21 protein-coding genes are annotated in these 23,034 nt (G+C 57.0%); 4 read left to right on the top strand and 17 right to left on the bottom strand.

What is annotated here, in order from left to right; all coding sequences use genetic code 11:
• Positions 1–22 precede the first annotated feature (22 nt).
• The 4 genes from LY284_RS16515 to LY284_RS16500 all read right to left on the bottom strand — a co-directional run bounded on the left by LY284_RS16515 (position 23) and on the right by LY284_RS16500 (position 3,920).
• Complete coding sequence (locus tag LY284_RS16515) at positions 23–1,492, bottom strand: PucR family transcriptional regulator ligand-binding domain-containing protein (RefSeq protein ID WP_233387311.1); 1,470 nt, start codon at positions 1,490–1,492, stop codon at positions 23–25.
• 67 nt (positions 1,493–1,559) lie between these two features.
• Complete coding sequence (locus LY284_RS16510; RefSeq protein ID WP_233387310.1) at positions 1,560–2,327, bottom strand: hypothetical protein; 768 nt, start codon at positions 2,325–2,327, stop codon at positions 1,560–1,562.
• Between the two features lie 14 nt (positions 2,328–2,341).
• Positions 2,342–2,665: a non-heme iron oxygenase ferredoxin subunit gene (locus LY284_RS16505; RefSeq protein WP_045453208.1), complete on the bottom strand. Its 324-nt coding sequence runs from the start codon at positions 2,663–2,665 to the stop codon at positions 2,342–2,344.
• Between the two features lie 55 nt (positions 2,666–2,720).
• A complete protein-coding gene (locus LY284_RS16500) occupies positions 2,721–3,920 on the bottom strand; it encodes an NAD(P)/FAD-dependent oxidoreductase (RefSeq protein ID WP_233387309.1) in 1,200 nt (399 codons plus the stop codon).
• Between the two features lie 102 nt (positions 3,921–4,022).
• On the opposite strand from LY284_RS16500, the gene LY284_RS16495 reads away from it, so the two are divergent.
• Positions 4,023–5,429: a PLP-dependent aminotransferase family protein gene (locus LY284_RS16495; protein ID WP_233387308.1), complete on the top strand. Its 1,407-nt coding sequence runs from the start codon at positions 4,023–4,025 to the stop codon at positions 5,427–5,429.
• A 31-nt stretch (positions 5,430–5,460) separates the two neighbouring features.
• On the opposite strand, the gene LY284_RS16490 is transcribed toward LY284_RS16495, so the two are convergent.
• The 12 genes from LY284_RS16490 to LY284_RS16435 all read right to left on the bottom strand — a co-directional run bounded on the left by LY284_RS16490 (position 5,461) and on the right by LY284_RS16435 (position 18,393).
• Positions 5,461–6,276, bottom strand: a complete 816-nt coding sequence (locus LY284_RS16490) for a shikimate dehydrogenase (protein WP_233387307.1) — start codon at positions 6,274–6,276, stop codon at positions 5,461–5,463.
• Positions 6,277–6,372: 96 nt separating this feature from the next.
• Positions 6,373–6,945: an HD domain-containing protein gene (locus LY284_RS16485; RefSeq protein ID WP_041731480.1), complete on the bottom strand. Its 573-nt coding sequence runs from the start codon at positions 6,943–6,945 to the stop codon at positions 6,373–6,375.
• A gap of 154 nt (positions 6,946–7,099) precedes the next feature.
• Positions 7,100–8,236: a porin gene (locus LY284_RS16480; protein WP_053568963.1), complete on the bottom strand. Its 1,137-nt coding sequence runs from the start codon at positions 8,234–8,236 to the stop codon at positions 7,100–7,102.
• A 152-nt stretch (positions 8,237–8,388) separates the two neighbouring features.
• Positions 8,389–9,537, bottom strand: a complete 1,149-nt coding sequence (locus LY284_RS16475; protein ID WP_233387306.1) for an SRPBCC family protein — start codon at positions 9,535–9,537, stop codon at positions 8,389–8,391.
• A 66-nt stretch (positions 9,538–9,603) separates the two neighbouring features.
• The gene (locus LY284_RS16470) at positions 9,604–11,085 is read right to left on the bottom strand and encodes an aldehyde dehydrogenase family protein (RefSeq protein ID WP_233387305.1); all 1,482 of its coding nucleotides are present in this window, start codon (positions 11,083–11,085) and stop codon (positions 9,604–9,606) included.
• A gap of 100 nt (positions 11,086–11,185) precedes the next feature.
• Positions 11,186–12,031: a proline/glycine betaine ABC transporter permease gene (locus LY284_RS16465; RefSeq protein WP_233387304.1), complete on the bottom strand. Its 846-nt coding sequence runs from the start codon at positions 12,029–12,031 to the stop codon at positions 11,186–11,188.
• The gene (locus LY284_RS16460; protein WP_233387303.1) at positions 12,028–12,870 is read right to left on the bottom strand and encodes a proline/glycine betaine ABC transporter permease; all 843 of its coding nucleotides are present in this window, start codon (positions 12,868–12,870) and stop codon (positions 12,028–12,030) included. Before LY284_RS16460 ends, LY284_RS16465 begins: the two co-directional genes overlap by 4 nt.
• A 42-nt stretch (positions 12,871–12,912) precedes the next feature.
• The gene (locus LY284_RS16455; protein ID WP_233387302.1) at positions 12,913–13,995 is read right to left on the bottom strand and encodes a glycine betaine/L-proline ABC transporter ATP-binding protein; all 1,083 of its coding nucleotides are present in this window, start codon (positions 13,993–13,995) and stop codon (positions 12,913–12,915) included.
• An 80-nt stretch (positions 13,996–14,075) separates the two neighbouring features.
• Complete coding sequence (locus LY284_RS16450; protein ID WP_014250392.1) at positions 14,076–14,927, bottom strand: glycine betaine ABC transporter substrate-binding protein; 852 nt, start codon at positions 14,925–14,927, stop codon at positions 14,076–14,078.
• A 62-nt stretch (positions 14,928–14,989) separates the two neighbouring features.
• A complete protein-coding gene (locus LY284_RS16445) occupies positions 14,990–15,868 on the bottom strand; it encodes a dihydrodipicolinate synthase family protein (protein ID WP_233387301.1) in 879 nt (292 codons plus the stop codon).
• A 23-nt stretch (positions 15,869–15,891) separates the two neighbouring features.
• Positions 15,892–17,241 (bottom strand): FAD-binding oxidoreductase, encoded by a 1,350-nt coding sequence (locus LY284_RS16440; protein ID WP_233387300.1) that lies wholly within the window; start codon positions 17,239–17,241, stop codon positions 15,892–15,894.
• A 546-nt stretch (positions 17,242–17,787) separates the two neighbouring features.
• Entirely contained in the window at positions 17,788–18,393 is a 606-nt protein-coding gene (locus LY284_RS16435; RefSeq protein WP_233387299.1) for a short chain dehydrogenase, read from the bottom strand.
• 182 nt (positions 18,394–18,575) lie between these two features.
• Between LY284_RS16435 and LY284_RS16430 the strand changes: the two genes are divergently transcribed.
• Complete coding sequence (locus LY284_RS16430) at positions 18,576–19,226, top strand: TetR/AcrR family transcriptional regulator (protein WP_233387298.1); 651 nt, start codon at positions 18,576–18,578, stop codon at positions 19,224–19,226.
• 77 nt (positions 19,227–19,303) lie between these two features.
• On the opposite strand, the gene LY284_RS16425 is transcribed toward LY284_RS16430, so the two are convergent.
• A complete protein-coding gene (locus tag LY284_RS16425; protein ID WP_233387297.1) occupies positions 19,304–21,340 on the bottom strand; it encodes an NADH:flavin oxidoreductase in 2,037 nt (678 codons plus the stop codon).
• A 174-nt stretch (positions 21,341–21,514) separates the two neighbouring features.
• Here LY284_RS16425 and LY284_RS16420 point away from each other — a divergent pair, with 174 nt between their 5' ends.
• Both LY284_RS16420 and LY284_RS16415 read left to right on the top strand, forming a co-directional pair.
• Entirely contained in the window at positions 21,515–22,153 is a 639-nt protein-coding gene (locus LY284_RS16420) for a TetR/AcrR family transcriptional regulator (protein WP_233387296.1), read from the top strand.
• A gap of 441 nt (positions 22,154–22,594) precedes the next feature.
• Positions 22,595–22,972 (top strand): TraR/DksA family transcriptional regulator, encoded by a 378-nt coding sequence (locus LY284_RS16415; protein ID WP_233387295.1) that lies wholly within the window; start codon positions 22,595–22,597, stop codon positions 22,970–22,972.
• Positions 22,973–23,034: the final 62 nt, after the last annotated feature.

Here is a 23,034-nt window from a genome sequence, read left to right as displayed (position 1 = left end):
CGGCGTTTGTACAAATGTATGACTATCGGTCCGGCGTGCTCGATAGATCGTCGGAGAAGAGATTCGCAGCCTTTCCAGCCTGAATGGCGAGCCACAACCGCGTGATGCCGTCGGTGGTAGTCGGTTTGACGCCGCTCAACTGCTCGATTTGTCTCAGCCGATAGACAAGGGTTTGACGATGAATCGCCAGGTCGAAGGCGGTGGATTTCCAGTTGCCATCGTTTCCGAGAAAGGTCGTGAGCGTCGTGAGCAGCGCGGTACCGTGGACGCGGTCGTACTCGATTACGGGACCGAGATAGCGGCCCACCAATGCGCTCGCCTCGGCGAGTGATCGCGGCATCGTGACATAGCCGGTTTCGTTTTCTCCGTAGCGTACGACGCCCGCTCCGACTTCACGTGCCTGTGCCAGGGCGAGGCGTGCCTGTCGCACGCTTTCGCGAAAGCCGGCTGTCTCCGTGACGGGCCCGCTTATGCCGATCACGGTGCCCTTGCCCAGATCGGACCGCAGGCTTTCGATCGTGTCGGCGTCGTCCGGAGCCAGCACGAGCAGCACGTCGTCTTCCAGCAGCAACGGCGGGCGGGCCTGCAACGCCGGCGCATGGTGGATTTCCGCGACGCTCCACCGCCCTTGTTTTCCCGGAGAGACCGCGAGCACCACGAGCGTGCCCGTCAACCCGCGCCGCTCAAGGATTGGACGAAACGAAAACTCGGCCTCGCCCCGCAACAGGCTGCGCAAGAGCGCGGCGCCTTCCACGCGGAGGTTGTCGCGATCGATCATCATGCGTTCCAGTTCGATCTCGAGCAGGCCGAGCAGAGAGCGCACTAGCAGCGGATCTTGCAAAGCGTCCGCGTCTCGGCGAGAGATGACCAGATTCGCCCTCGCTCGCCCGCCGATAGCGACGCGTTCCTCGAAGACAGGGCTGAGCTCATCAGACGAAAGCGACGCGCACGACGAAACGATGATCGAGCCGCTGCCCGCATCTTCGATCGCGAGACCGAGTCTCAACCGATCCGAAAGAACGGTCAGTCGTCCGGCCATGTCCGGCATGTCGCGCAGAGCGGTCGCATAAGTCTCGAACAGTTGTTCGCTGGCTCTGAAACGGTCGCGCTGGGCCTGAAGCACGCTTTCGATCACATGTCTCGACAACTGAACGAATTCGAGTTCGAAGCTCGCCGCGAGTACCGGGAACATGAGACGGTCGGCCGCCTCCAGCATCTCGCGCGACACTTCCGGCGCATCGACCTGACGTGCAACGACCAACGCGCTGGCATTGCTCTGCGCCAGCTTCTCGAGCCAGGCAACCTGGTCCGACGCGTTGCGCGGCAAGCCCACGCCCGTCGTCATGACCAGATTGCCGGCGGCGATCCATCTCCAGGGGTCGGGAAGATCAACGGTATGCGCCCAGTTGATCGTCCGCATCAGTCCGGACGAGCCGCCAAGCACCGCCAGTTTCAGAGATTCGGTATCGAGCAACGCCTGCACGGTGATCATCGGTCGCGCCGGGTAGGGAGATAGCGTGGATGGATGTGAACGCCTTCATGGCCTTGCGGCGACTAAGTCAAAGACACTTCAGCGCGTCACCCGGCCGAACGAACCGATAGGACTCGGTAATCAGGCCATCTACTTTCAGCTGTGCCCTTCGTTCCTCGGCCTGCTGTCTGATGTCGTCCGTGACGTTAACATTCAGCTCGGCTTGCCGCGGCGAAAAATCAGGATCGCCCTCTTTGACCGGAACCGCGGATTTGCTCATTTGAGCGACGCTCTGATCCGACAACTGAGTCGGTCTGATGACGCGTTGCACATCGCGCTCGCTGCGACGATTGTTGCTCCTGATCGTGAAGTCGGGATTTTCGATCCTGCCTGTAGGGCTGTACATCACTGAAGTGACCAAACGGTCCAACGCGCAGTCCTCTTCTTTTCTGCGATGTGTGATGTCGCGCCTGGGACGCTCGGGGATAGCCAAGCGCGTGATGCCGCGATCGTTGATCGCACCCAAAACATCACGATGATCCTCCAACACACAGACCTCGCGGCGTGGCGGCCAAAAATCGAAATTGCCATGCCCGCCCCACCAATCGCCGACGTGGATCGCAAAAATCTCCGGATAGATTCTGCGTTCGGTTCGCCGGACCGGCTTGGCGTCATAAAAACACATACAGGCCATTTGGATTAAATGGGTTGCACCCAGCAAGGCCAGCGGCTCGTACACCACAATTCCAAAACGGTCGTGCGGATTCCAGTCGGGAAAGACATCCCGCGCGGTTGCCGCCTTTCCGGCAACCTCGACTTCATAGAAGTCGGAACTCAATGCGTCGATCACATGCATGGCTGTTCCTCGGCTCAACTCAGATTTTGCGTTTGACACTGGACCTCGTCGCGCAGCACCCGAACCGGGTACGTCTGCAGCCCACACTCGGCGGGGCCTTCGAGCAGCGCTCCCGTTTCGATATCGAACCGCGCGCCATGGAGCGGACATTCGATTTCCTTGCCTTCCAGCCATCCATCGGACAGCAAGGCATACGCATGGGGACACACGTTATCGGTCGCAAAGTAGCGGTCTTCGACCAAATAGATGGCAACCGCCTTGTCGCCTACCTCGGTGGCAAATGCGGTATCGGGTTTGAGATCGCTAACCCTGCATACGGTAGTCCAGTCTTCGTTCATCGGATTGCATGCTCCTTCAGGTATGTCACGAGTTCGATATTCGCCTGCGACGCCGTTATAGCGCAGCGACAGGCATTGCAGATGTGTACTGCGGCGGAAGCGGTGTGCCTCGCTTGATGGCACGTTTGATCGCCGATATGTCTCGCCCGCTATTGGCTGCGATAGCGTTGACCAGTCGGTCTTTTTCGTCCCAGCCTAAAAGCACCCACTGGTTCGAAGCAGAGTCGCCGATCAACGTGCGCTTCGAAGCGATCTCCGGGAAACCCAGACACTGGATATTGCTGCCGAACTGATCGGACCAGAGCCACGGCATCTCCGCGTACGCCGCTGACGCGTCGCCCGCCGCGGCTCGCCCGGCCACCGTGCCTTGTTCGCTTGCAGCCATCCAAGACTCCGATCGCGTGTGAATGCCCAAATGCGCCACCGGGTAGCGGGTCACTTCACCCGCCGCGAAGATGTTGGGATCCTGCGTTGCGCAACGTGGATCAACCACAATCCCGTTCTCGACGTCCAGTCCGCAGCGGCGCGCAAGCTCATCGTTCGGCACCACGCCAATGCCGACGATGACGATATCGGCGGTCATCTTGCCTTCGGATGTATCGAGCACAACCCTCCCGGACGCTATGCGCGAAATCCGCTCAACCTGAGTGCCCGGCAGGATAGCGACGCCTCGAGAGACGTGAAGGTTAAAGATCCACTCGCTTAGCGTGGGGCATCCCGTCCGCGCCAACACATTCGGCTGCGCCTCCAGAACAGTCACCTTGCAGTTTCGCTGTCTCGCGGCCGCCGCGACCTCGAGGCCGATAAAGCCGCCTCCAATGACGACGACATCCGAACCATCGACGAGCCGGCTTCGAAGCGAGATTGCATCCTCGAGTGTTCGCAGATAGTGCACGGGTTCTTGCGCAATGCTTTCCGGCAGTCTGCGCACGCGCGAGCCCGTCGCGATGATGAGCTTGTCGTAAGGAACAGTGCCCCCGCTTTCGAGCGAAGCGCGCGCGTTATGCCGGTCGATATCGACGACATTCGCTCCGTCGATGGTCGTCACTCGCGGATCGCCATACATGTCAGCGCCCGAGAGGTACATGGGTTCGACGCCTTCCGTCAGAAACGCTTTCGACAGATGGGGTCGGCTGTACGGTGTCTGGCACTCGGGCCGCACGATCGACACCCGAGCGTCAACGCGCATTTCGACGATGCTTCTTGCAGCCTGGTGCGCGGCGGTTCCGCCGCCAACAATCACGAAGTGCTCCATATGCCTCGCTCCCTGTAGTGCTCGACCTCACTTTAGTAAATTGCACTCTGTACTACAATGCACACATTTTCGCGATTTCGTGTAGTACAGATTGGAGAGTCTATGGAGCGCTTCAGGCAGGTCGCGGAACTCGTCAAGAAGCGCCTCGATTCAGGACTGATTCGACCCGGCGATAAGCTTCCATCCTTGCGCCGGCTTGCGGAAGAAACGGGTTTTAGCGTCGTCACTGTTTATAAAGCCTATGAGTTGCTCGAATCTCAGGGCATCTGTGCGTCACGCGACCGGTCCGGCTTCTACGCGCTGAAGGCACCGCAAAGGGATGCACAGCGACGAGCTCATGCCTTGCCCGTCATGTCTCCCGATAACGTCCGTTCGCTCGACGAGGCGTTCGCTTCCCGGGTTCCATTCCACGCGAAAGCATCCGCCATGATGCTCCAGGCGGGTGAGAGCCTTGCGGACCCGATTCTGCGCAAGACCTTCCGGCGCGCCCTGCTCGAGACTCCTTCGCGAAGCGCCGACATGATGGGCGGCGATGCAGAGCTCAGAACCGCAATCGCTCGCCGCGCGGCGCAAAGAGGTATTCACGCGTCACGCGATCAGGTCGTCGTCACGCGGTCCGCGATGGAAGCCTTCAATCTTTGCCTCGACAGCTTTTCCACGAACAATCGTCCGGTTCTCGTCGAGAGCCCTTCGTTCTATCCGATCCTCGAGAGCCTGCGCCATCGCCAGATTCAGGCGATCGAGATCTATTCGCATCCCGAGTTCGGCATCGACCCCGGGCAATTCGAACATATCCTCGAGACGACGGGCGTGAAGCTCAGCGTGCTGACGGGGGCGAATCGCATTCCAACGGGTATGACATACGACCGGGAAACCTCGAGACGCCTCGTTCAAGCGGCTGAGCGGCACGGGGCAGTCATCATCGAAAACGCCATCAGCAGCGAGCTGACCTATGGTGCGCTTAACGCCTCTACGCTGAAAGAGTTCGATCGTTTCGACACGGTTATCCAGTTCGGAGGAACTGCGTCGACGCTGTCCTCCAACTATGAAATCGGCTGGATACTTGGGAACGAACAACGCGCGGCGAGGATTCTGGCGAGTCAGCAGCTGAGTGGTTTGAACATGCCTCATCGCGCCTTGCAAGCAGCGTTGGCCAGCTATCTCAACAGCCGGCTGGCCGAACGTCATACGCGTTCGAATTGCCAGTTCCTGGCGGAACGCATGAAGCAGGGGCTTGAACTGATGCGCGCAAGCTTTCCGGAACAAACCGCGTTTTGCGAGCCCAGCGGCGGCTTCATGTGCTGGGTAAGAGGCCCCCGGCACTTCGATTCGATGAAGCTGGCAATGAGCGCGGCAAAGGACGTTTTCGATTTCATCCCTGGCCCGTTCTTTTCGCCGGCGGGTGCCTTTCGGAACTTCCTGGCGCTCAATTTTTCGGGGGACTGGACGCAGTCTCGGAGAAGGAAGCTCATTCGACTCGGTGAATGCCTTCGAGGTGACCGTCAATGAACTCCTTCAGCGCGTGCTCCCGTGCCTCGATTCAAGCTTGGTCGAGCAAGAACTGCAGGAAGTAATCCAGTTGGGCAGGAACCATGTGTTCGCCTCGATGCGTCAGCGCTCCACGCCGCGCAGCCTCGTGCAAAAAGCGGGTCACAGGCGGCTGCATGATGACATCGGCGACGACTGCTCCATCCTTCAGGTTTGACAGGTCGCATGGGAGCGGGTCGCTTTCCTGCATCCCAAGCGAAGTGGCGTTGATGATCACATCATGCCCCGACGAAGCCGGTATTCCCATGTTGAACTCCGGCCCCGGCGCCGCCTTCGAGACCTGTTCGAGCAGAGCAAGGCTCTTGTCCTGGCTACGATTCGTAACCGTGAGCGCTGCGATGCCCTGACGTGCCAGAGCAAGTGCGATGGCCGATGCCGCCCCACCCGCGCCGATCAGCAGAACGCGCTTACCGGCCAGAACAACGCCTTGCCGCACCATCCCCTCGACAAAAGCCAGGCCGTCGTACAGTCGGCCGGTGAAACTTCCGTTCTCGTTCCGACGCACGGCGTTCACGACGTTTAGCGCCATCGCATCTCCCTCGAGGGTGTCACACAGCAGTGCGGCGCGCGCTTTGTGCGGAATGGCTACAACGATTCCCGCAAGGTTTTCCACGCGGCGCAAGCCGTCGAGCACATCCTTTAGATCGCTGCCCTGCACCGCCCATGGAACCATGAGCGCATCGATGTCACGCGACGCACACAAGGCATTGAAGAATGTAGGCGTACGCAGGTGATGGGTAGGCCAACCAACGGCCGCAATGATCCTGCTTGATCCCGTTACGGTAGCTGCCTTTTGAGCGACTTCCACAGGGTGACTCCCTGGAATGAAGGTACCGCGCTGAATCATTCGCGCGCGGCGCAGTTCGACTGAGATGTTGATGACGGGCCACGCTGTGCGGCCCGCTTAATCTCCGTACTTAAATTTACTGCGGGAGAATAGCTTTCTCACCATCGGCTCAAAGAACTCCAATGGCAAGGTGTCGTAGTCGGGATCGAACGACACTTGGTCCCATTTTTCACACCAGTCAACAGCCCTCTGATAGAGCGGATGATCCCGGTATCGGTCGCGCAGGTTCCGGTCCCGCCCGATGTGGTGGTAGTAGTAGTACCCTTGAAATATAGCGTGATGCTTCAGTATCCAGAGGTTTTCATCAGAAATGTACGGCCTCAAGATGGCAACGGCCAACTCACAATGGTTTTCGGGCGCCAAGGTGTCACCGATATCATGCAAGAGCGTCATCACAATGGTGTCTTCATCGGCGCCATCCCGATACGCTCGCGTGGCCGACTGAAGCGAGTGTTCATACCGGTCGATCTTGTAGCCGACTCGGTCGCCCTTCAGCTTGGCGAGTAAGCCCAGAACGCTGTCCGCGAGGTCGAGGAAAAGCGGCTCGAACTTTCTTTCTAAGAACTGATATTCCTCTTGCGTACCTTGATCCATTCGGGTGAATGAGACCGTGTCGTTGATGATCGCCATGATTTCTTTAGCTTCCCGAAAAGTAATGCGTTACGCCGCGATAGCGTTCGCTAGTACGGACAGAAATAACCATCCGTACAGCGAGTATGTGAGGTTCACGGTCGACATAATCACTAAGCTGCTCAGTTCCAGCGATGCGCCCTCAGCAATTCCCTTAGAACTTGTGTCGAATTCCGACCGTCGCCATAACTTGCGAGGGCTTACCCGCATCGATATCCTCAGAGCCGATGACTGCTTGCGCGACACCTTTCCCGTCGGTGCCAGTTGCGTGCGCGTAGGCCACAACGCCGTACACGTCGGTCCGCTTGCTCAGGTTGTAGTCGGCTCCCAGCGCAACCTGGTGTCGCTTTGCTGACGAGTCTCCCAGCGACCGCATATAGTTATAGCCTATCTCGGTCAGCAACGCCGGGGTGATATTCCATACGGCGTACACGGAGCCATTGTGATACTTCTCTGACCGCGTGAAGGTCGACGAAGCGTCCGGGTTGTACTCGGAATAGCTGTAGTATCCACCGACAATCACCGGGCCAAATGCATAGTTGCCACCTGCGCGGCCGATATTGATCGAGCGCGCAGTTGCATATGCCGCGTTGACACTGCTGTTGAAGAACGAATCCGCCGTAGTCGTGCCGCGCGTAGAGAGTGTTGCGTTGCCATTGTCGACGTGCATGTAGCCGGCGGCGACATTCACGGGACCACCTGACCAGCCGGCGGCCGCGCTGTACGTTTGACCCGATCCCGTCGCACCTGCGATTCCGCCCAACGAGTACATGGCTTCGACCTGCAAGCCGCCCCAGACCGGACTGACCCACTTTACGGCATTGTTGAAACGGACGCTGTTATCGGAGTTGTCCACGTCGCCGGGTGCGATGAAGAAGCCGGCAAGCCAGTTATCCCCTTGCACCGGCTGAACCTTGTCGACTAGCGGATCATACTGCCGTCCGAATGTCACGGTGCCCCATGTGTCTTTACCGGAGAGACCAACGTATGCTTGCCGTCCAAACATCCGGCCACCTTGGAAGAACTGCCCGGTGCCGGAGTTGAAGCCATTTTCCAGTTGGAACACCGCCGCGAGTCCCCCTCCGAGATCCTCGCTGCCCTTCACGCCCCAGCGCGACCCTGACAAGATGCCGGTCGACATTAAGTACTGATTCGTCTGTCCCTGGCTATGATGCACGTACATCAAACCAGTATCTATGACGCCATAGAGCGTGACAGCGGACTGCGCCTGTGCTCCACCGAAAAACAGAACCCCAGCAAGAAAACCGATTGCCTTATTAGTATTCCTCATTGCCTTCTCCGAAGTTTAGCTAGCTCTTATGCAGCTGGTTTTAGGTTTTTATCTCAGGACGATGCGAACGTCGTGACTCGACGTTCGCATGCGCTATCAATGCTCATCGCCGCTAGCTCGCATTGGTTGAATAGGACTATGGCGCGATTCAGTCAAATTCCGTGTGCTGCCATTCTCCGTGTGTACCAGAGTGCAAATTTCTCCAGATACACCTCGGTGTATGTCGAGTACGGGCCCGGCTGGTACCCCGGATCCTGCGTTCCGGCATGATTCACCTGCACGAATCTCGCATCGGCGGCGTTTGTCGCTTTCCAGACTTCGGTGAGTTCATCCAAGTCATAATCGACACCTTCTACAGCCTCCGCTTGAACCAGCCACTTCGTCCGAACAAGTGTCGTGTCCGGGCTTAACGGAATGCAGAAAGTGATAACCGCGTGATCGCTCATCACGTGACTCCACGAACTGTGAGTCCACAAGTGGGTGCTTCCCAGATCTCTGCGCGCGGACTCGCCTAGCAGTTTTCTGGAAGCAACGCGTGTCGTCATGGTCTGGGACTCGCCGGCTCCGATGATCACCTGTCTCTGCGCGCGGAACATGGTGGGTTTGTCGCCATCCATCTCGTCGTGAACGCTATGAATGAGGCCGTCTTCTTCCCAACTGGCTACCTGGCGTCGAGTCCGCGCTTCGAAATCTTCGAATTCCAGCCGCTCTTGCTCGGTGAGGTCATCAACGGAGAAGCCTAGATCCGCAGATGACAAGCTCACGAGAAGTTCGGGGTGCCCACCCTTGCAGTGGTAGCACTCGCGGTTATTTTCGATAACGAGCTTCCAGTTTCCTTGTTCGATGACGTCAGTCTCAAAGGCCACTTTCGCGACATCGAGATGAAAAGGCGCCAGCCGCGGAGTCATGACTTCTTGCAATCTGTCAATGTCCCCGGGCGGGGTATCCGCCAGACAGACGAACAACAAACCACCAATGTTTCGAACGTGGACAGATTTCAGGCTTCGGCATTGGTGGTCGAAGTCCTTACCCATATGCGATGCGTGCTTGCGGAAAGCACGAATTTCGCCATCGTCGTCACGAACGACGAACACTGACGCCTTACCCACATCAATCGCGGAAACATCTCCCGGTTCCGGAACATCGGCTGCTACTCCAACCATGATCCAGTGCTGATGGAAGATGACATCGATGTCGTTCTGAAAAATGTCTTCCCGACCATAAAGCTCGCTGGGCATGCTATGGCCCAACTGACGTGAATCGAGCAACTCCCGATGTGACTTTGCGAACCCAACGCTCATGTCTGACCCCAAAGAACTGGCGGAAAGTCTTTTAAAGCGACGATACTAACTAACCATCGTACGAGCCTATTTCAGGTACCAGCCCCACGGCTCGCCGGAGACGTATGCAGTAACCTGCTTCGTCTCGAGGTAGTTATCAAAGCCCCACCTGCCAAGTTCGCGGCCAATTCCGGACTGCTTGTAGCCGCCCCACGGTGCCTCGGTGAATGAAGGCTGCGAACAATTGACCCAAACCGTGCCGGTGCGTAGCGCAGCGGCGACCCGCTCAGCGCGCTTCGTGTCTTCCGTCATCACAGCCGAGGCAAGTCCGAATCGGGTGTCGTTTGCAAGCGAAATGGCCTCCTTCTCGGATGCGAACGCGCGCACGCAAACGACAGGACCGAAGATCTCGTCAAGCCAGGCAGAACTGGTCAACGGCACATCCGTCAGGATGGTCGGTTCAAAGAAGTAGCCAGCTTCGAGCCCCTCCGGACGCCCACCGCCCGTCAGGATCGTCGCACCGTCCGCGACAGCCTTTTCGACCGCAGCCGTGACACGCTGATGCTGAAGCTCCGACACGAGAGGGCCGAGAAGCGTGCCCGCTTGCAGACCATCTCCAATCGAGATCTTTTTGGCCTCAACGACCAGGCGATCGATAAAGCTCTGATACATCCGCTCGTGCACCAGGACACGTGACGTCGCCGAGCACACTTGACCTTGGTTCCAGAAAATGCCGAACATCACCCACTCCACAGCTTTGTCCAGATCGCTGTCCTCGAATACGAGGAATGGGGACTTTCCGCCGAGCTCCAGGCTGACACGCTTAATGTCTTTCGCCGCCGCTGCCATGATTTTGGAGCCTACTGCTCCAGAGCCTGTGAATGCCAATTTGTCGACCAACGGATGATCAACCAGTGATTGACCGGCATCGGCTCCGAATCCGGTCACGACATTTAGCACGCCGGGCGGCAAATCCACCTCCTCGGCAATGCCCGCGAGTTCGAGTGCGGTAAGCGATGTTTGCTCTGCCGGCTTGAGCACCACCGTGCATCCCGCCGCAAGTGCGGGTGCGACTTTCCATGCAGCCATCAGCAGCGGGTAATTCCAAGGGATGATTGCGCCAACCACGCCCACCGGCTCACGCATTACCTTCGTTTCGAATCGGTCATCGGGCAGCGTGATCGATTCACTCCGATTGCCGTCAAACTCCTCGGCCATCCTGGCGTAATACTCGAAGCAATAGGCAGCGTCGCCAATATCCCACTCGGCTTCCGGCCGTGGCTTGCCATTGTCCCGTACTTCAGTTTCGGCGATAGCGGACAAGCGGCCGCGTATCACCTCGGCGATACGACGCAGATATCGCGCACGCTCTTTACCGGAAAGACGTGGCCAGGAGCCCTCATCGAACGCAAGACGCGCTGCGCGAACTGCGTGGTCGACGTCTTGAGAAGAGGCCGCCGAAATCGTATGGAAAGCCTTGCCATCGGCCGGGTTGAACACCTCCATCTTGCCGCCTAGAACCGGCTGAACCCATCGTCCGTTGATGAAAAGAGCATCTCGTAAGTTCATAATTTATTACTCTGAAAGTGAATCAGTTAATATCGTTCGTATACCTAATCAGATGTTCGAGAAGCAGCACACATCCGATATGCTGCTAAAGCTTCTCTGGTTACGACAACGCGAGGAAACGCTTTGGGATCGAGCTCCTGAATACACGATCCAGCACGAGAGCCAGAATCACGATAGCGAGGCTCGCCCGCATTCCCAGACCGAACTCCATCCGTGAAAGGCCACGCGTGACTTCCGCACCAAGTCCACCGGCCCCAACCAACCCTGCGAGCACCACCATTGCGAGAGAGAAGAGAACGCATTGGTTGATGCCGACCAGCAAAGTGGGCATTGCCGATGGCAATTGAATCTTCCAAAAGATGGTCTTCTTCGTCGCGCCTATCGATGTACCAAGCTCAATCCGACTCTCCGGGATCTGACTCATCGCCAGAATCGTCAATCGGATCATTGGCGGAATCCCATATACGATTGTCGAAAGCAATGCAGGCACGACACCTAACCCGAACAAGATGACGGCCGGAACCAGATATACCCAGGGAGGCATCGTTTGCATCATGTCCAGGATCGGACGGGCGATGATTTTGAGTCGCTCGCTTCTGGACATGAGAACGCCTAGCGGCACGCCTACCAGAACCGAGAAAATCACCGACAGGAGAATCACGACAATCGTCTGCAGCGTGGCGTCCCACATGCCGATTAGGAGACACAAAGCCAATCCACCGGCGCACAGCAGTGCTCCCCGCCATCCGGCGATACACAGAACAAGCACGGACAATGCGCCGATCGTGACCAGCGGCGGTGCGAATGACAGCACATATACGACCGCTGAAATCAGCGCGCCAAAGACATCGGAAACTGAAGCGAAGAAGCTGTGATGGTTTATGTTGAGCCACGACACGACTGGGGCGACGGCCGCTCCCGGAGACACATGTATCAAGTCAATCACCGCACACCTCCTTGTCGACGCTGCCCCATCCGTTGCGTCAATCGGTCCAGTACGATCGTGACAACCACGATCGCGATGCCGGCATTGACGGCCTTATCCATCTTCAGCAATCTGACCGCATCATAGATTGCCTGTCCCAGCCCACCCGAGCCGGCAATGCCCGCGATGACAACCATCCCGAAACTCAACATGAGGCTTTGGTTCACACCCGTAAGAATCGAGGAAAGCGCGAATGGCAGACGAATCTTGAACAACAGTTGGGTCGATGTCATGCCGACAGCGAGCCCCAACTCGTTGAACTGAGGCGGCGTCATTCGCACGCCATGAGCAGTCAGACGCAAAGCAGGCGGAATAGCGACAATCCATGTCGCCCACATTGCAGTCGGCGGTCCGTATCCAAGCAGAGCGATGCCGGGTAGCAGATAGATATAAGGAGGCATGGTCTGTATGAAGTCGAGTACGACGTCGAAGCTTCGTACGAAGCGGGTCGTCAATCCGAGCGCAACGCCCAGCGGAATTGCCACGATTAACGCCAGAAACGTGGAGCTGAAGACCAATGTCAACGTGCTGATCGTCTCGGGCCAGAGCCCCATCGCTTCACAAAGCCAAAGCCCGAAGAGCGCGGCCAGAGCGAAGACGCGACCGATAAATAGCCACCCCGTCACTGCTACCACCAAGACCAGAACCCACCATGGAATGGCGATCAATAGTGCATTGAGACCTTTGAAGGTTCCGTTAAGCACGAAACTGAGGCTGTTGAACGCCGTGGTCGCGTGGTCCGTTAGCCATCCCAGACTATTGTCGACAACACTGTCGAAGCCTTCGGTAAAGTCAATCATTGCGTGGACCTCTCAGTCGCTGTTTGGACGCACGTCACTGGCTTACTCCGCAGCGCGCGTGGCGCACAACAGGTTCTCACGGCTTACCATTCCGACGATCTGGCCGTTTCGTTCTACCGCCAACCTTTCCGCACACTTGGCGATCGACAAATCGATCATCTCCTCGAGATTTGCGTTGATGTTCACCGTGGGGTATTCCGTGACCGTCACGCTGGATCCGCCGTGCGACACCTCGGCCAACACAGGCTGCATGATGGAATGAGCCTTGACGAGTTTGAGACGCGAGACGCCTTCCATGAAATCTGCGACGTAAGAGTCGACAGGGTGCAGTGCGATTTCTTCCGGCGTGCCGATCTGAATAATCCGCCCCTCGCGCATGATCGCGATGCGGTCCCCGATGCGAATCGCTTCCTCGATATCGTGCGTGATGAAGATGGTTGTTTTTCTAAGCTTCGTGGACAGTTGCTTGAATTCGATCTGCAACTGCTTGCGAATAAGCGGGTCAAGCGCGCTAAACGGTTCATCCATGAGGAGCACGTCAGGCTCAGCGGCAAGCGCCCTTGCAATACCGACACGTTGCTGCATCCCGCCCGACAACTCACGCGGGAAGCGATTCGCCCAATTTCCGAGACCGACCGTGTCCAGGGCAGCCTGACTACGACTTCGCGCACTCACGGAGGATTCGCCTTGGACCTCGAGCGGCAGCATGACGTTCTGCAAGACAGTGCGATAAGGGAGCAACGCAACCTGCTGAAACACCATGCCGATGCATCGGGAGCGAAGCGCACGAAGCTCCGCGTTCTTCAGCTTGCAGATATCCTTACCGCGGACAACGACCTCGCCGCTCGTCGGTTCGATCAAGCGATTGAAGTGTCGAATCAGCGTGGATTTTCCGCTTCCTGACAAACCGATAATGCAGAAAGTTTCGCCTTCGCCGACCGAGAACGAAGCATTGGCCACGGCCGCCACGCAGCCGAATTTCGCCAGGAGCTCGTCCTTGTTATAACGGCCGCTCTTGGCCGCTTCAATGGCAGCTGAAGTCTGGCTACCGAAGATCTTCCATACTCCGCGGCATTCCACGGCGGTTGCCTGCTTCACGTGGGGAAGTTCGTTCATCATATTCATACGTCCATCCGAAGTCGGAGAAAACTCGTCGGAATGACCGCCGGCGATGACGCCATGCCGGCGTCATCGCGGCCCGCGCGTTAGTTGTTCGACAGCACCGACCACCTGTTGATGAGGTCAGTGTGGTCCTTCCACCACCCATCGATAGCCTGATCCATAGTCTTGCCGTCATTCACCGCGGTATTCATACGGGTGATGTCGTCAATCGGCACGAACATGCTTGCCATCGCTTCGCGCGCGCGAGGATTCGCCGCGGACCAACCTTTCTTGGCAATCCAATAGTAGGTCTGCGGAGGCGGATAAACATGCTTCGGGTCTTCGAGGTATTTGACCTTGAACTTCTGGTCCATCCACGACGGCTGCCACAGCATGGTCACGATGGGTTGTTTTCGCTCCATCGCCGACTGGAGTTGAGCAATCATCGCTGCCGTACTCCCTTCCACGAGTTGATACTGCAGACCGTACTGTTTCACGGCGTCCGCCGTTTCTTGCATCACCCCTGTCCCGGCTTCGATCCCGATGATTTTCCCGCCAACCTGGTCCTTGATTGAGTTCAGCTGTTCGATCGAGTTAATCGACATGTAAGCCGGCACGACAAGACCTTGCCGGAGACCGTGGGACGCAGTGGAAACCTTCTCCATCCGGTCCTTGTTTCGCTTCCAGTAGTCCGCGGTGACATAGTTGATATGTGAAACCATGAGATCAACATCACCCCGGGACAACGCGCTGAAGGCGATGCCCCAATCCGCGAATGTCGTGACCTGCACCGTAAAACCCTGCTTTTCCAAGAACCGCTTGGCGATGCCTGTCAGCGGTACGGTGTCCTCCCACGGTAGCGTGCCAATCTTGACGACTTTATTGTCGGCCGCACTGACGCTAAGAGCGAAGCTCAACATAAGCGCGCCTGCGAGCATCTTCCAAAACTTACGCATGACGGTTGTCCTTCCCGGAAGCGGGTGAGTAGTCTAGTTAATCCGGAGCCGCGACCGCGCGGTCACTTGATCAACGGGGCAATCGCTTTTTGGATGGCGGCGTCTTGCTCGGCCGTGATACCTCGGAGGGGCTTGCGCACGTTCCCGGTGCCGAAGCCGCGAAGCTGAGCCGCGCGCAGAACCGATTGAACATAGTAGCCTTGCCAGAAAAGCAGGATAGACGGCAGCATGCGTTGCCACAGCGAGAGCGCTTCCGAGAACTTCTTTTCCTGAATGAGGTTGTACAGTTCTACTGCTTCGTACGGCATGTAGTTCGCGGTTCCCTGAATCGCACCGACTGCTCCCGCCATGAACGCATAGGCGGCAATGGTGTCCGCACCGTTCAGGACGTTGACCGACGTCTGAAGATATTCCTGATGAATTGCGAAGTCGCCGCCGCTGTCCTTGATGTATGCGAAATGCGGGAGTTCTGCAAGTCGATTGAGCAACGCGATCGAAACGGAGATACCCGTGGATTGCGGAATGTTGTAGCCGACGATATCGACCTTCACTGCAGCATCGACATCTTCATAAAACGAAAAGAGACTGTCTTCGTCGGAAGGACCTTCAAAGTACGGCGGCAGAACCATGATTGCATCGGCGCCGATCGACTCGGCATGGCGTGAACGTCGGATCACTTCGTCCACGTTCAGCGCAGAGGTCTGGCAGATTACGTTACAACGCCCCGCCACACGCTTAACACCGAGTTCGTACAAGTTGTTGCACTCCGCTTCCGTAAGGTACGGATGCTGTCCCGTACCCGCACCGAGCACAAGGCCGTGAACGCCGGCGTCGATATACTTGTCGATCAGTTCCTCGTACACCTTGAGATTGATCGACCCGTCCTCATTAAACGGGGTTTGCATTGCGAGGTTGATACCAGCCAGTTTTGCCTTTTCCATTTGTTCCTCTCCAAAGAAAAAATTCAAACTTCAACGCCGGCCTTTTTGAACCGGCTGCCCGTGACGAACTTGACCCCGAGCGAAGTAATCAGAGTCGGATAAGCTCGGCTGGGCGGCGTCTTTGTCTTCAAGATATCGATCGAGCGCGAACGCATGCCGGCGGCCAGCTCCGCGACGGCCTTACCGAACGCGGTGCCACGGGCAATGCCTGTCCCATTGCAGAACGCTGCGCCGTATACATTCGGTGCGAGCTCGCCCCACGCCATGCCGCCGTTTTGCGACAGAGTCAGCAATCCGCCCCAGCTAGCTTCAAAACCCATCTTGGACAGTTCAGGCCACCGGCGATCGAAAGACACCTGTTGATGTTTTCTCGCACTCATCACATCGTCGATGGTCGTCTTGAAGTGCGTGGCATACGAGTACACGTTGCGCAGGTAGAGCCGGTTGTCGAATGTCCGTCGTACGGTTGTGCCGAAACTGTTCGCAGGAATCAGGCCGTAAGTCTGGTGGCTACCCACCGACGCAAGCTCCTTGTCAGTCAACGGACGCGTCATGCTCGCGAACGTATAGACCGGAATCGCGGAGTTCGGGAAGAAGCCAAAATTCTGCAGATAGCCTGCTGTGCAGATAATCACTTTGTTGGCTTTGATGGTCCCGGCAGCGGTCTCGAACAGATGATGCGAATTGCCAAACAGCGCAGACCGCACCGCAGTGTTTTCGTAGATCGTCACGTTCGAGGGCAGCTTGCGCGCGGCATTCTTTAAATACTTGGCCGGTTGAATCAATACCGTACCCGGATGATGCAATGCCTTGATGTAGTGCTTGCTGCCCGTGATATCTTGCATTTCCTCACGCTCGACCCAACTGTATTTCTGCCCTAGACGATCGAGCGCTTTTGAGAATTCCACCAGGTCTTGGACGCCGGACGGCGAAGCCGCGCTGTGATACTTTCCTTGCGGATCCCAGTCACAGTCGACGCCCAACTCGTCGACTGCGCTCTTGATATAGGCAATGCCTTCGGTATTCACGTGCAGTTCGTCGCGATTCCCCTGGTCATCTTCGACAAAGTCGCGCTTGCGGGGGTTGTGAGCGAGGTCAATCGCAAATCCCATGCACCGGCCTGACGCGTTGTTGCCGATGCGACCAGCATCCACAAGAATCACTTTCGCCTGCGGGCGGAGCTCCGCATATCGGCGTGCCGCGTGCAATCCCATCCAACCCGCACCAATGACCAGACACTCGCACGACACGTCGCCTTCTTGAGCCTTCAACGGTAAAGCGGGACCGGATGTCAGATACCATCCCGAATCCGTCGGCTCAGTCCGCGGCGGTTCCACCGTGATGCGTTTATGCAAATTAGGTACTGCAGCCAAGATAGATCTCCTCGAAACAAAAGCGCGTCGAAGTACGTACAACTAAGTTGTTTAAATTCAATACGATCGCCGATCCAAGATCGCTAATTCACTCGCTCAGCAGCAACCGACGAGTTTCGTCGTGCTTATCCCAACCCCTGCTTGTGTGGTTGTGTACTGCCGCCGATCGATCGGCTAGCAGAGTCTCCCGTTGCATCCGTCGTTTTGTTGATTTGAAGATTAGGCTCGTTGTACATCTTTGTCAACCGTACAAACACTAGTGTACACACACCAGACGGTCTCTTTTTTGACTGCTCGACGCGGCGGTTTTGATGAGGTATTTGAGCGGAATACAGAGTGCGCTATGTCTACAGCGGCTTCTTAAAACGACATAGAGCGCGACGCTTGCGTTTCATGCCGGAATGACACGAAACGCGTTAGCGCCATGTCCATCAAGGTCCGCGGAGAAGTGAGGAATCGTTGCGGGTCGAAGACGAGGGAAGCAAGGAAGCCTGCTAACGCTGGCCCCATCTCCGCGGAGGCCAGCCTCACTCACGATTCGTCGGATTAATATCCCACTCGATAGACCTGTCCGGTATCGCCGCCCTCGATGCTTCTGACGTAAGCGAGGCCGACTCGCGAGGAGCTGACCGGGTCGAAACCAGGAAAGTATGGTCCGAAGGACGGCACCGATTCTTCGAGCATGGTTGGACTCACGACGTTGATGCGAAGACCGCGTTTTAGATCGATCGAAGCGCCGAGCGCAAAGCCTTCTAAAGCTTTATTCACCGTCGCCGCGTTGGTCCCGTCGCGGACGGGTTGATCCGCCGTTATGCCGCTTGTCAGGGTAAAAGAGCCTCCGTCATTCACCCACGACTGACCGATGAGCACCACGTTGACCTGTCCCATAAGTTTGTCGGTCAACCCGGTCCAAAACTGCTCCACGGTGGTCTCCGCGAGTGATCCAAAGTGCACGTTGCCCGCCGCGGTCACGACGTGGTCCACTCGTCCAATCGATTCGAAGAGGCGTGTCACGTCGGAGGGATCTTTGAAGTTCACCCGATGCGAGCCCCTAGTCGCGCCAACCTCGACGACATCATGACGGCCGGCCAACGCACCCACAGCGGCCCTCCCGATCGTGCCGGTAGCGCCAATAATCAAAACTTTGCTCATTACGTTTCTCCGTGACCATAGTGGCGTGACTGTCTCGTTGATTAGTGCACGTTCTGTACAGCATTGTCAACCGTAGAAACACTCGTGTATGCGTTCTGTGCAATCGGCCGATTTCCGGTTACTCTTTGAATGTGTAATGCGCTCAAAAATCGAGCGCTTCCGATTCGTATGAGGATTTTCAGATGGACCAGATTGTGGACACAAACCGCAGCTCTCCCGAAACTTGGCTCGACGCTGCTTACGATAACCTCCTCGAGGGAGGCATCGACTCGGTTCGCATTCTTCCGCTCGCTAAGAAACTGAATCTTTCGCGCACGAGCTTCTACTGGTTTTTCAAAGATCGCGAAGAACTCTTGGCGGCGCTACTCAACCGGTGGAAGGCGAAAAACACAGGGAACTGGATCGAGAGAACCCAGGCGTACGCCGAGACGATCAATGAGGCTGTCCTGAACGTAACCGACTGCTGGTTTGACGACTCAATCTTCGATTCTCGCTACGAAGCCGCCATGCGCAGTTGGGCTCAGCAATCTCCGGAGGTGGCTCGAGAAACCGCGGACGATGACGAAAGACGAATCGCGGCGCTTGTCGCCATGTTCGAGCGGTTCGAGTACGAGCATGCCGATGCGGACGTGCGAGCTCGCGCGATGTATTACACGCAATTAGGGTATCTCGCATCACAACCGAATGATCCGATGACGCTGCGCATGTCCAGGATTTCCGCATACGCTCAGCTATTCACGTCCGTAAAGCCGACAGAACGCGAGCTCGAACGATTCTTTGCACGCCGAAAAATGTGGCCGACTATGCCGGAAGCATCAAAGAAGAAGGCATAAGTTCGCAAAGGGACAACCCGCGAGGCGACGGGATCGTCCATGAAGTCACCTGTCGCCTCGCATTTCGGCCCGATGCGTTAAAGGTCCTTAGTCAGTCGCAGCGCGTCGTAGATAGCCGCGTGTGTGTTGCGCGCAGACACTGCGTCGCCAATGCGAAACAGTTGATACCTGCCCTCCGGATTCTTGCACTCAACTTGGGGCTTGCCGTCGATGAGGTCGTCGTAGTTCACGGCCCCGAGGTTTGTAGAAAGCGGTTTGAGCTCGAAGTAGAGTTCATCCATCGGAATAGTCCCGTGATTCACCACGATCTGATCGTAACGCTCTTCCTTCCGGATGCCGCCGTAGTCACTTCCAATCGTCGCTATCAAATCCGCTCCTTCACGACGCACCGATTCGAGTCGATAGGTCACGGTGAACTTCGTCGCAAGCTTCTGTAACGAGCGCATGTACGGTACGAGGTTCATGCTCATCACTTCAGGCGAAAAAGTGCGATCCGGCGTCATGATCTCGACCTTGCCGCCGGCCTGAGCAATGGTCTCGGCAGCCTGCAACGCAGCGTGGTCGCCGGCATCGTCGAAAATGAGGACATTTGCGCCTGGCTTGACGTCGCCCGAGATGATGTCCCAGGAGGAAATCACGTGCTCGTTCCCTTCGATGCAGACCTCCGTGTGAGGCATGCCGCCAGTCGCAACGATGACGACATCTGGATTTTCCGAGTTCACGGTTTCAGCGTCCGCGAACGTGTTGAAAACAAAGCGCACGCCACGCTTTTCGCACTGCGCCATGCGCCAATCGATTATCCCGATCATTTCTTTTCGACGGACGTTCTGCGCTGTCAACCGAATCTGTCCGCCGGGATCGTTCATGGCTTCAAAAACTACAACGTCGTGCCCACGCTCGGCGGCAACTCGCGCAGCCTCTAGCCCTGCCGGTCCCGCCCCGACGATCACCACTTTGCGCCGTTTTGCGGCGGGCTGGATGGTTTGAGGCATCTCGAGCTCACGACCGGTCGCCGCGTTGTGAATGCACAGCGCCATGCCGCCCTGATAGATACGATCCAGGCAATAATTCGCACCGACGCAAGGACGAATGTCGTCCTCACGCTTCTCGATGATTTTTCGCACGATATGCGGGTCCGTCATGTGCGCGCGCGTCATGCCGATCATATCGACCTTTCCGGCCTCGATCGCATAGCGCGCCGTTGCGACATCTTGAATCCGGGCCGCGTGGAACGTCGGGAATTCCGTTTCCTTGCGAATCTCCCCGGCGAAATCGAGGTGAACCGCGCTCTTCATTCCCATGATCGGAATGATGTCGGTCAATCCCGCATCAGTCTCAAGGTGACCACGGATGACATTGAGAAAATCGACAAGGCCACTGCTCTTGAGTCGCTTTGAAATCTCGATGCCCTCCTCCTTCGTAATGCCACCCGCAATGGTTTCATCTGCCGTGTAGCGAATCCCGAGGAGAAACTTCTCTCCAACGCGTTCCCGAATCGCTCGAAAGACGTCGAAGGTAAAACGCAGGCGATTCTCGAGTGAGCCACCGTAAGGTGCGTCGAGGGTGTTCGTCAGCGGAGACCAAAACTGATCCATCAAGTGGCCGTAGGACTCGATCTCGAGGCCGTCGAGCCCTGCCGCCTTCATCCGGTCAGCCGCATCGGCGAAGTCCTTGACGATTCGGTCAATGTCCCATTCTTCTACTTTCTTCGGGAACGCTCGGTGTGCGGGCTCCCGGTTGTGCGATGGGGACAATGCCGGTAACCAGTCACCCTTGTCCCAACGGGTACGCCGTCCCAAGTGAGTCAACTGAATCATCACCTTCGCCCCGTGCTCGTGGCACTCGTCCACCAGATCCTTCATCCACGGCACCACTTCGTCCTTATAAGCCAGGATGTTGTTGAACACGGGCGGGCTGTCTTTGGAGACCGCGGCCGAGCCCGCCGTCATCGTCAGCGCGATTCCGGCTCGCGCTCGCTCAACGTGATATGCACGGTACCGCTCTTTCGGCATCCCGTCTTCGGCATACGCTGGCTCGTGCGAAGTCGTCATGATGCGATTGCGGAACGTGACGTGTTTCAGCGTGTAGGGCTGGAGGAGCGGATCCGTGGACATGCGTGCCTCTTGGATAAGTTGGGGGACCATCAGCGTTCTATGTGCAGAGACTAGAACTACTGTACCAACCAGTCAAGTAGATATACTGAGTGGTACACTAAAGTTGTCTGCGCATCATTCGGGGCAACCGCTCTGCATCGAAAGTCGTCGCACGAACAACCGCAAAAGGACTTGATGGAAGACGCAATCGATCGAACTGACAAAACGTCCGACGCGACGCGTGGCTCCGCCGACGCGTGGCTGGCCGCTGCTTACGAAGCTTTACTCGAGGGCGGCGTTGAAGCGGTTAGTCTTCATTCATTGGGGAAGAGGCTCAATCTTTCACGAACGAGTTTTTATTGGTTCTTCAAGGACAAGAACGAACTACTTTCACGTTTGCTGGCCAAGTGGAAAGAAAAGAACTCCGGAAACTGGATAAGTCGTACCGAGGCCTACGCTGATAGCATCGCTGAAGCGATGCTGAACGTCTTTGACTGCTGGTTCGATGATGCAATCTTCGATTCGAAGTTTGAAGCCGCTATCAGAAGCTGGGCTCAGCAATCTCCGGAGATTGCGGGCGAATTAGCCAAAGACGATGTCGCGCGGATCTCCGCGCTGACTTCCATGTTCATCCGATTCAATTACGAGCCGAAGCAAGCTGACGTGCGTGCCAGAGCGGCCTACTTCGTCCAGATTGGATACGTCTCCGCGCGGCAAAACGAAGAACTGTCGGTCCGCATGATGCGGATTCCCGAATACGTGGAGGTTTTCACAGGACGTCGCCCGAAGAAAAACGAACTCGATCGCTTCTACTCGAGGCGAGGATTCAAGTGAATCGTGCTTTCGGAGCCAGCATCGCGTTTCGCCCACGAGGCGTCGTTCGGCAGGTTCGAAAGAATCGCCAATTAAAAATGGAAGCGACATTCTCTCGCAGGCTGCGGCCTGGCCAGCATCACGCTCAGCCTGCGCGCACCAGTTGACGATGGTCTGCGCCGTCGGTTCGAACTCGCGCGCGAGTTCCCGTGGCCGTTTAGCCATCTGCTAGATGCCAGCCGCGTGACATTTCCATGCTGCGCGCGATGTCGACTTCAAGGCCGCGCCTCTTCGGCCCATACTAACTATCGCGAGTCGTTGTGTGGAGCTCAAGTCGATCCGCCTGATTCGGCGCTATGATCGTTATATTCGTCGCCGACATGTATGCACTAGACTGTAACCTACCGCTGCTACTTCGGCTGCGAGTGCGCCAGTTCATTCATCATTCAGGAGGGCCTTGTAATGAGTCAGGACGACGGCCTAAGTGCGGACTTCATCGCGAAGCAACGATCACGGCTCGAGCAGTTGCAGCAGGAAGTCCTTGGCAATGAGGAGAATACCGTTGCAACCGAACGGCAGTATCAGGAAGAACATGGCTTCGAAGCCGAGGAATCCGAAGACGAGGCGCAACGTCGAGAGCAATATGTCTCCAATCAAGCCTTGCGCGATGCCAACGACCAACGAATCAAGGATATACAGCGAGCGCTGCAGAAAATCGACGAAGGCACTTATGGGTTTTCGGACGCTAGCGGAGTGCCCATTCCAAAGGCTCGCCTCGAAGTGATGCCTGAGGCCATCTTCACGGTTGCGGAACAGGAGAAGCGGGAAGCTCAGCGATAAGCGATCAACTCGGCGGCACAGCGCTAAAAATCTGCAGGCGCGCTCGACCGCCGGCGCCGCAC

The organism is Caballeronia sp. PC1 (assembly GCF_021353155.1).
In the GTDB taxonomy this organism is placed as follows: domain Bacteria; phylum Pseudomonadota; class Gammaproteobacteria; order Burkholderiales; family Burkholderiaceae; genus Caballeronia; species Caballeronia cordobensis.
Note: the sequence above shows the minus strand (reverse complement) of the source record. Positions and strands in the feature narration are given on the sequence as shown.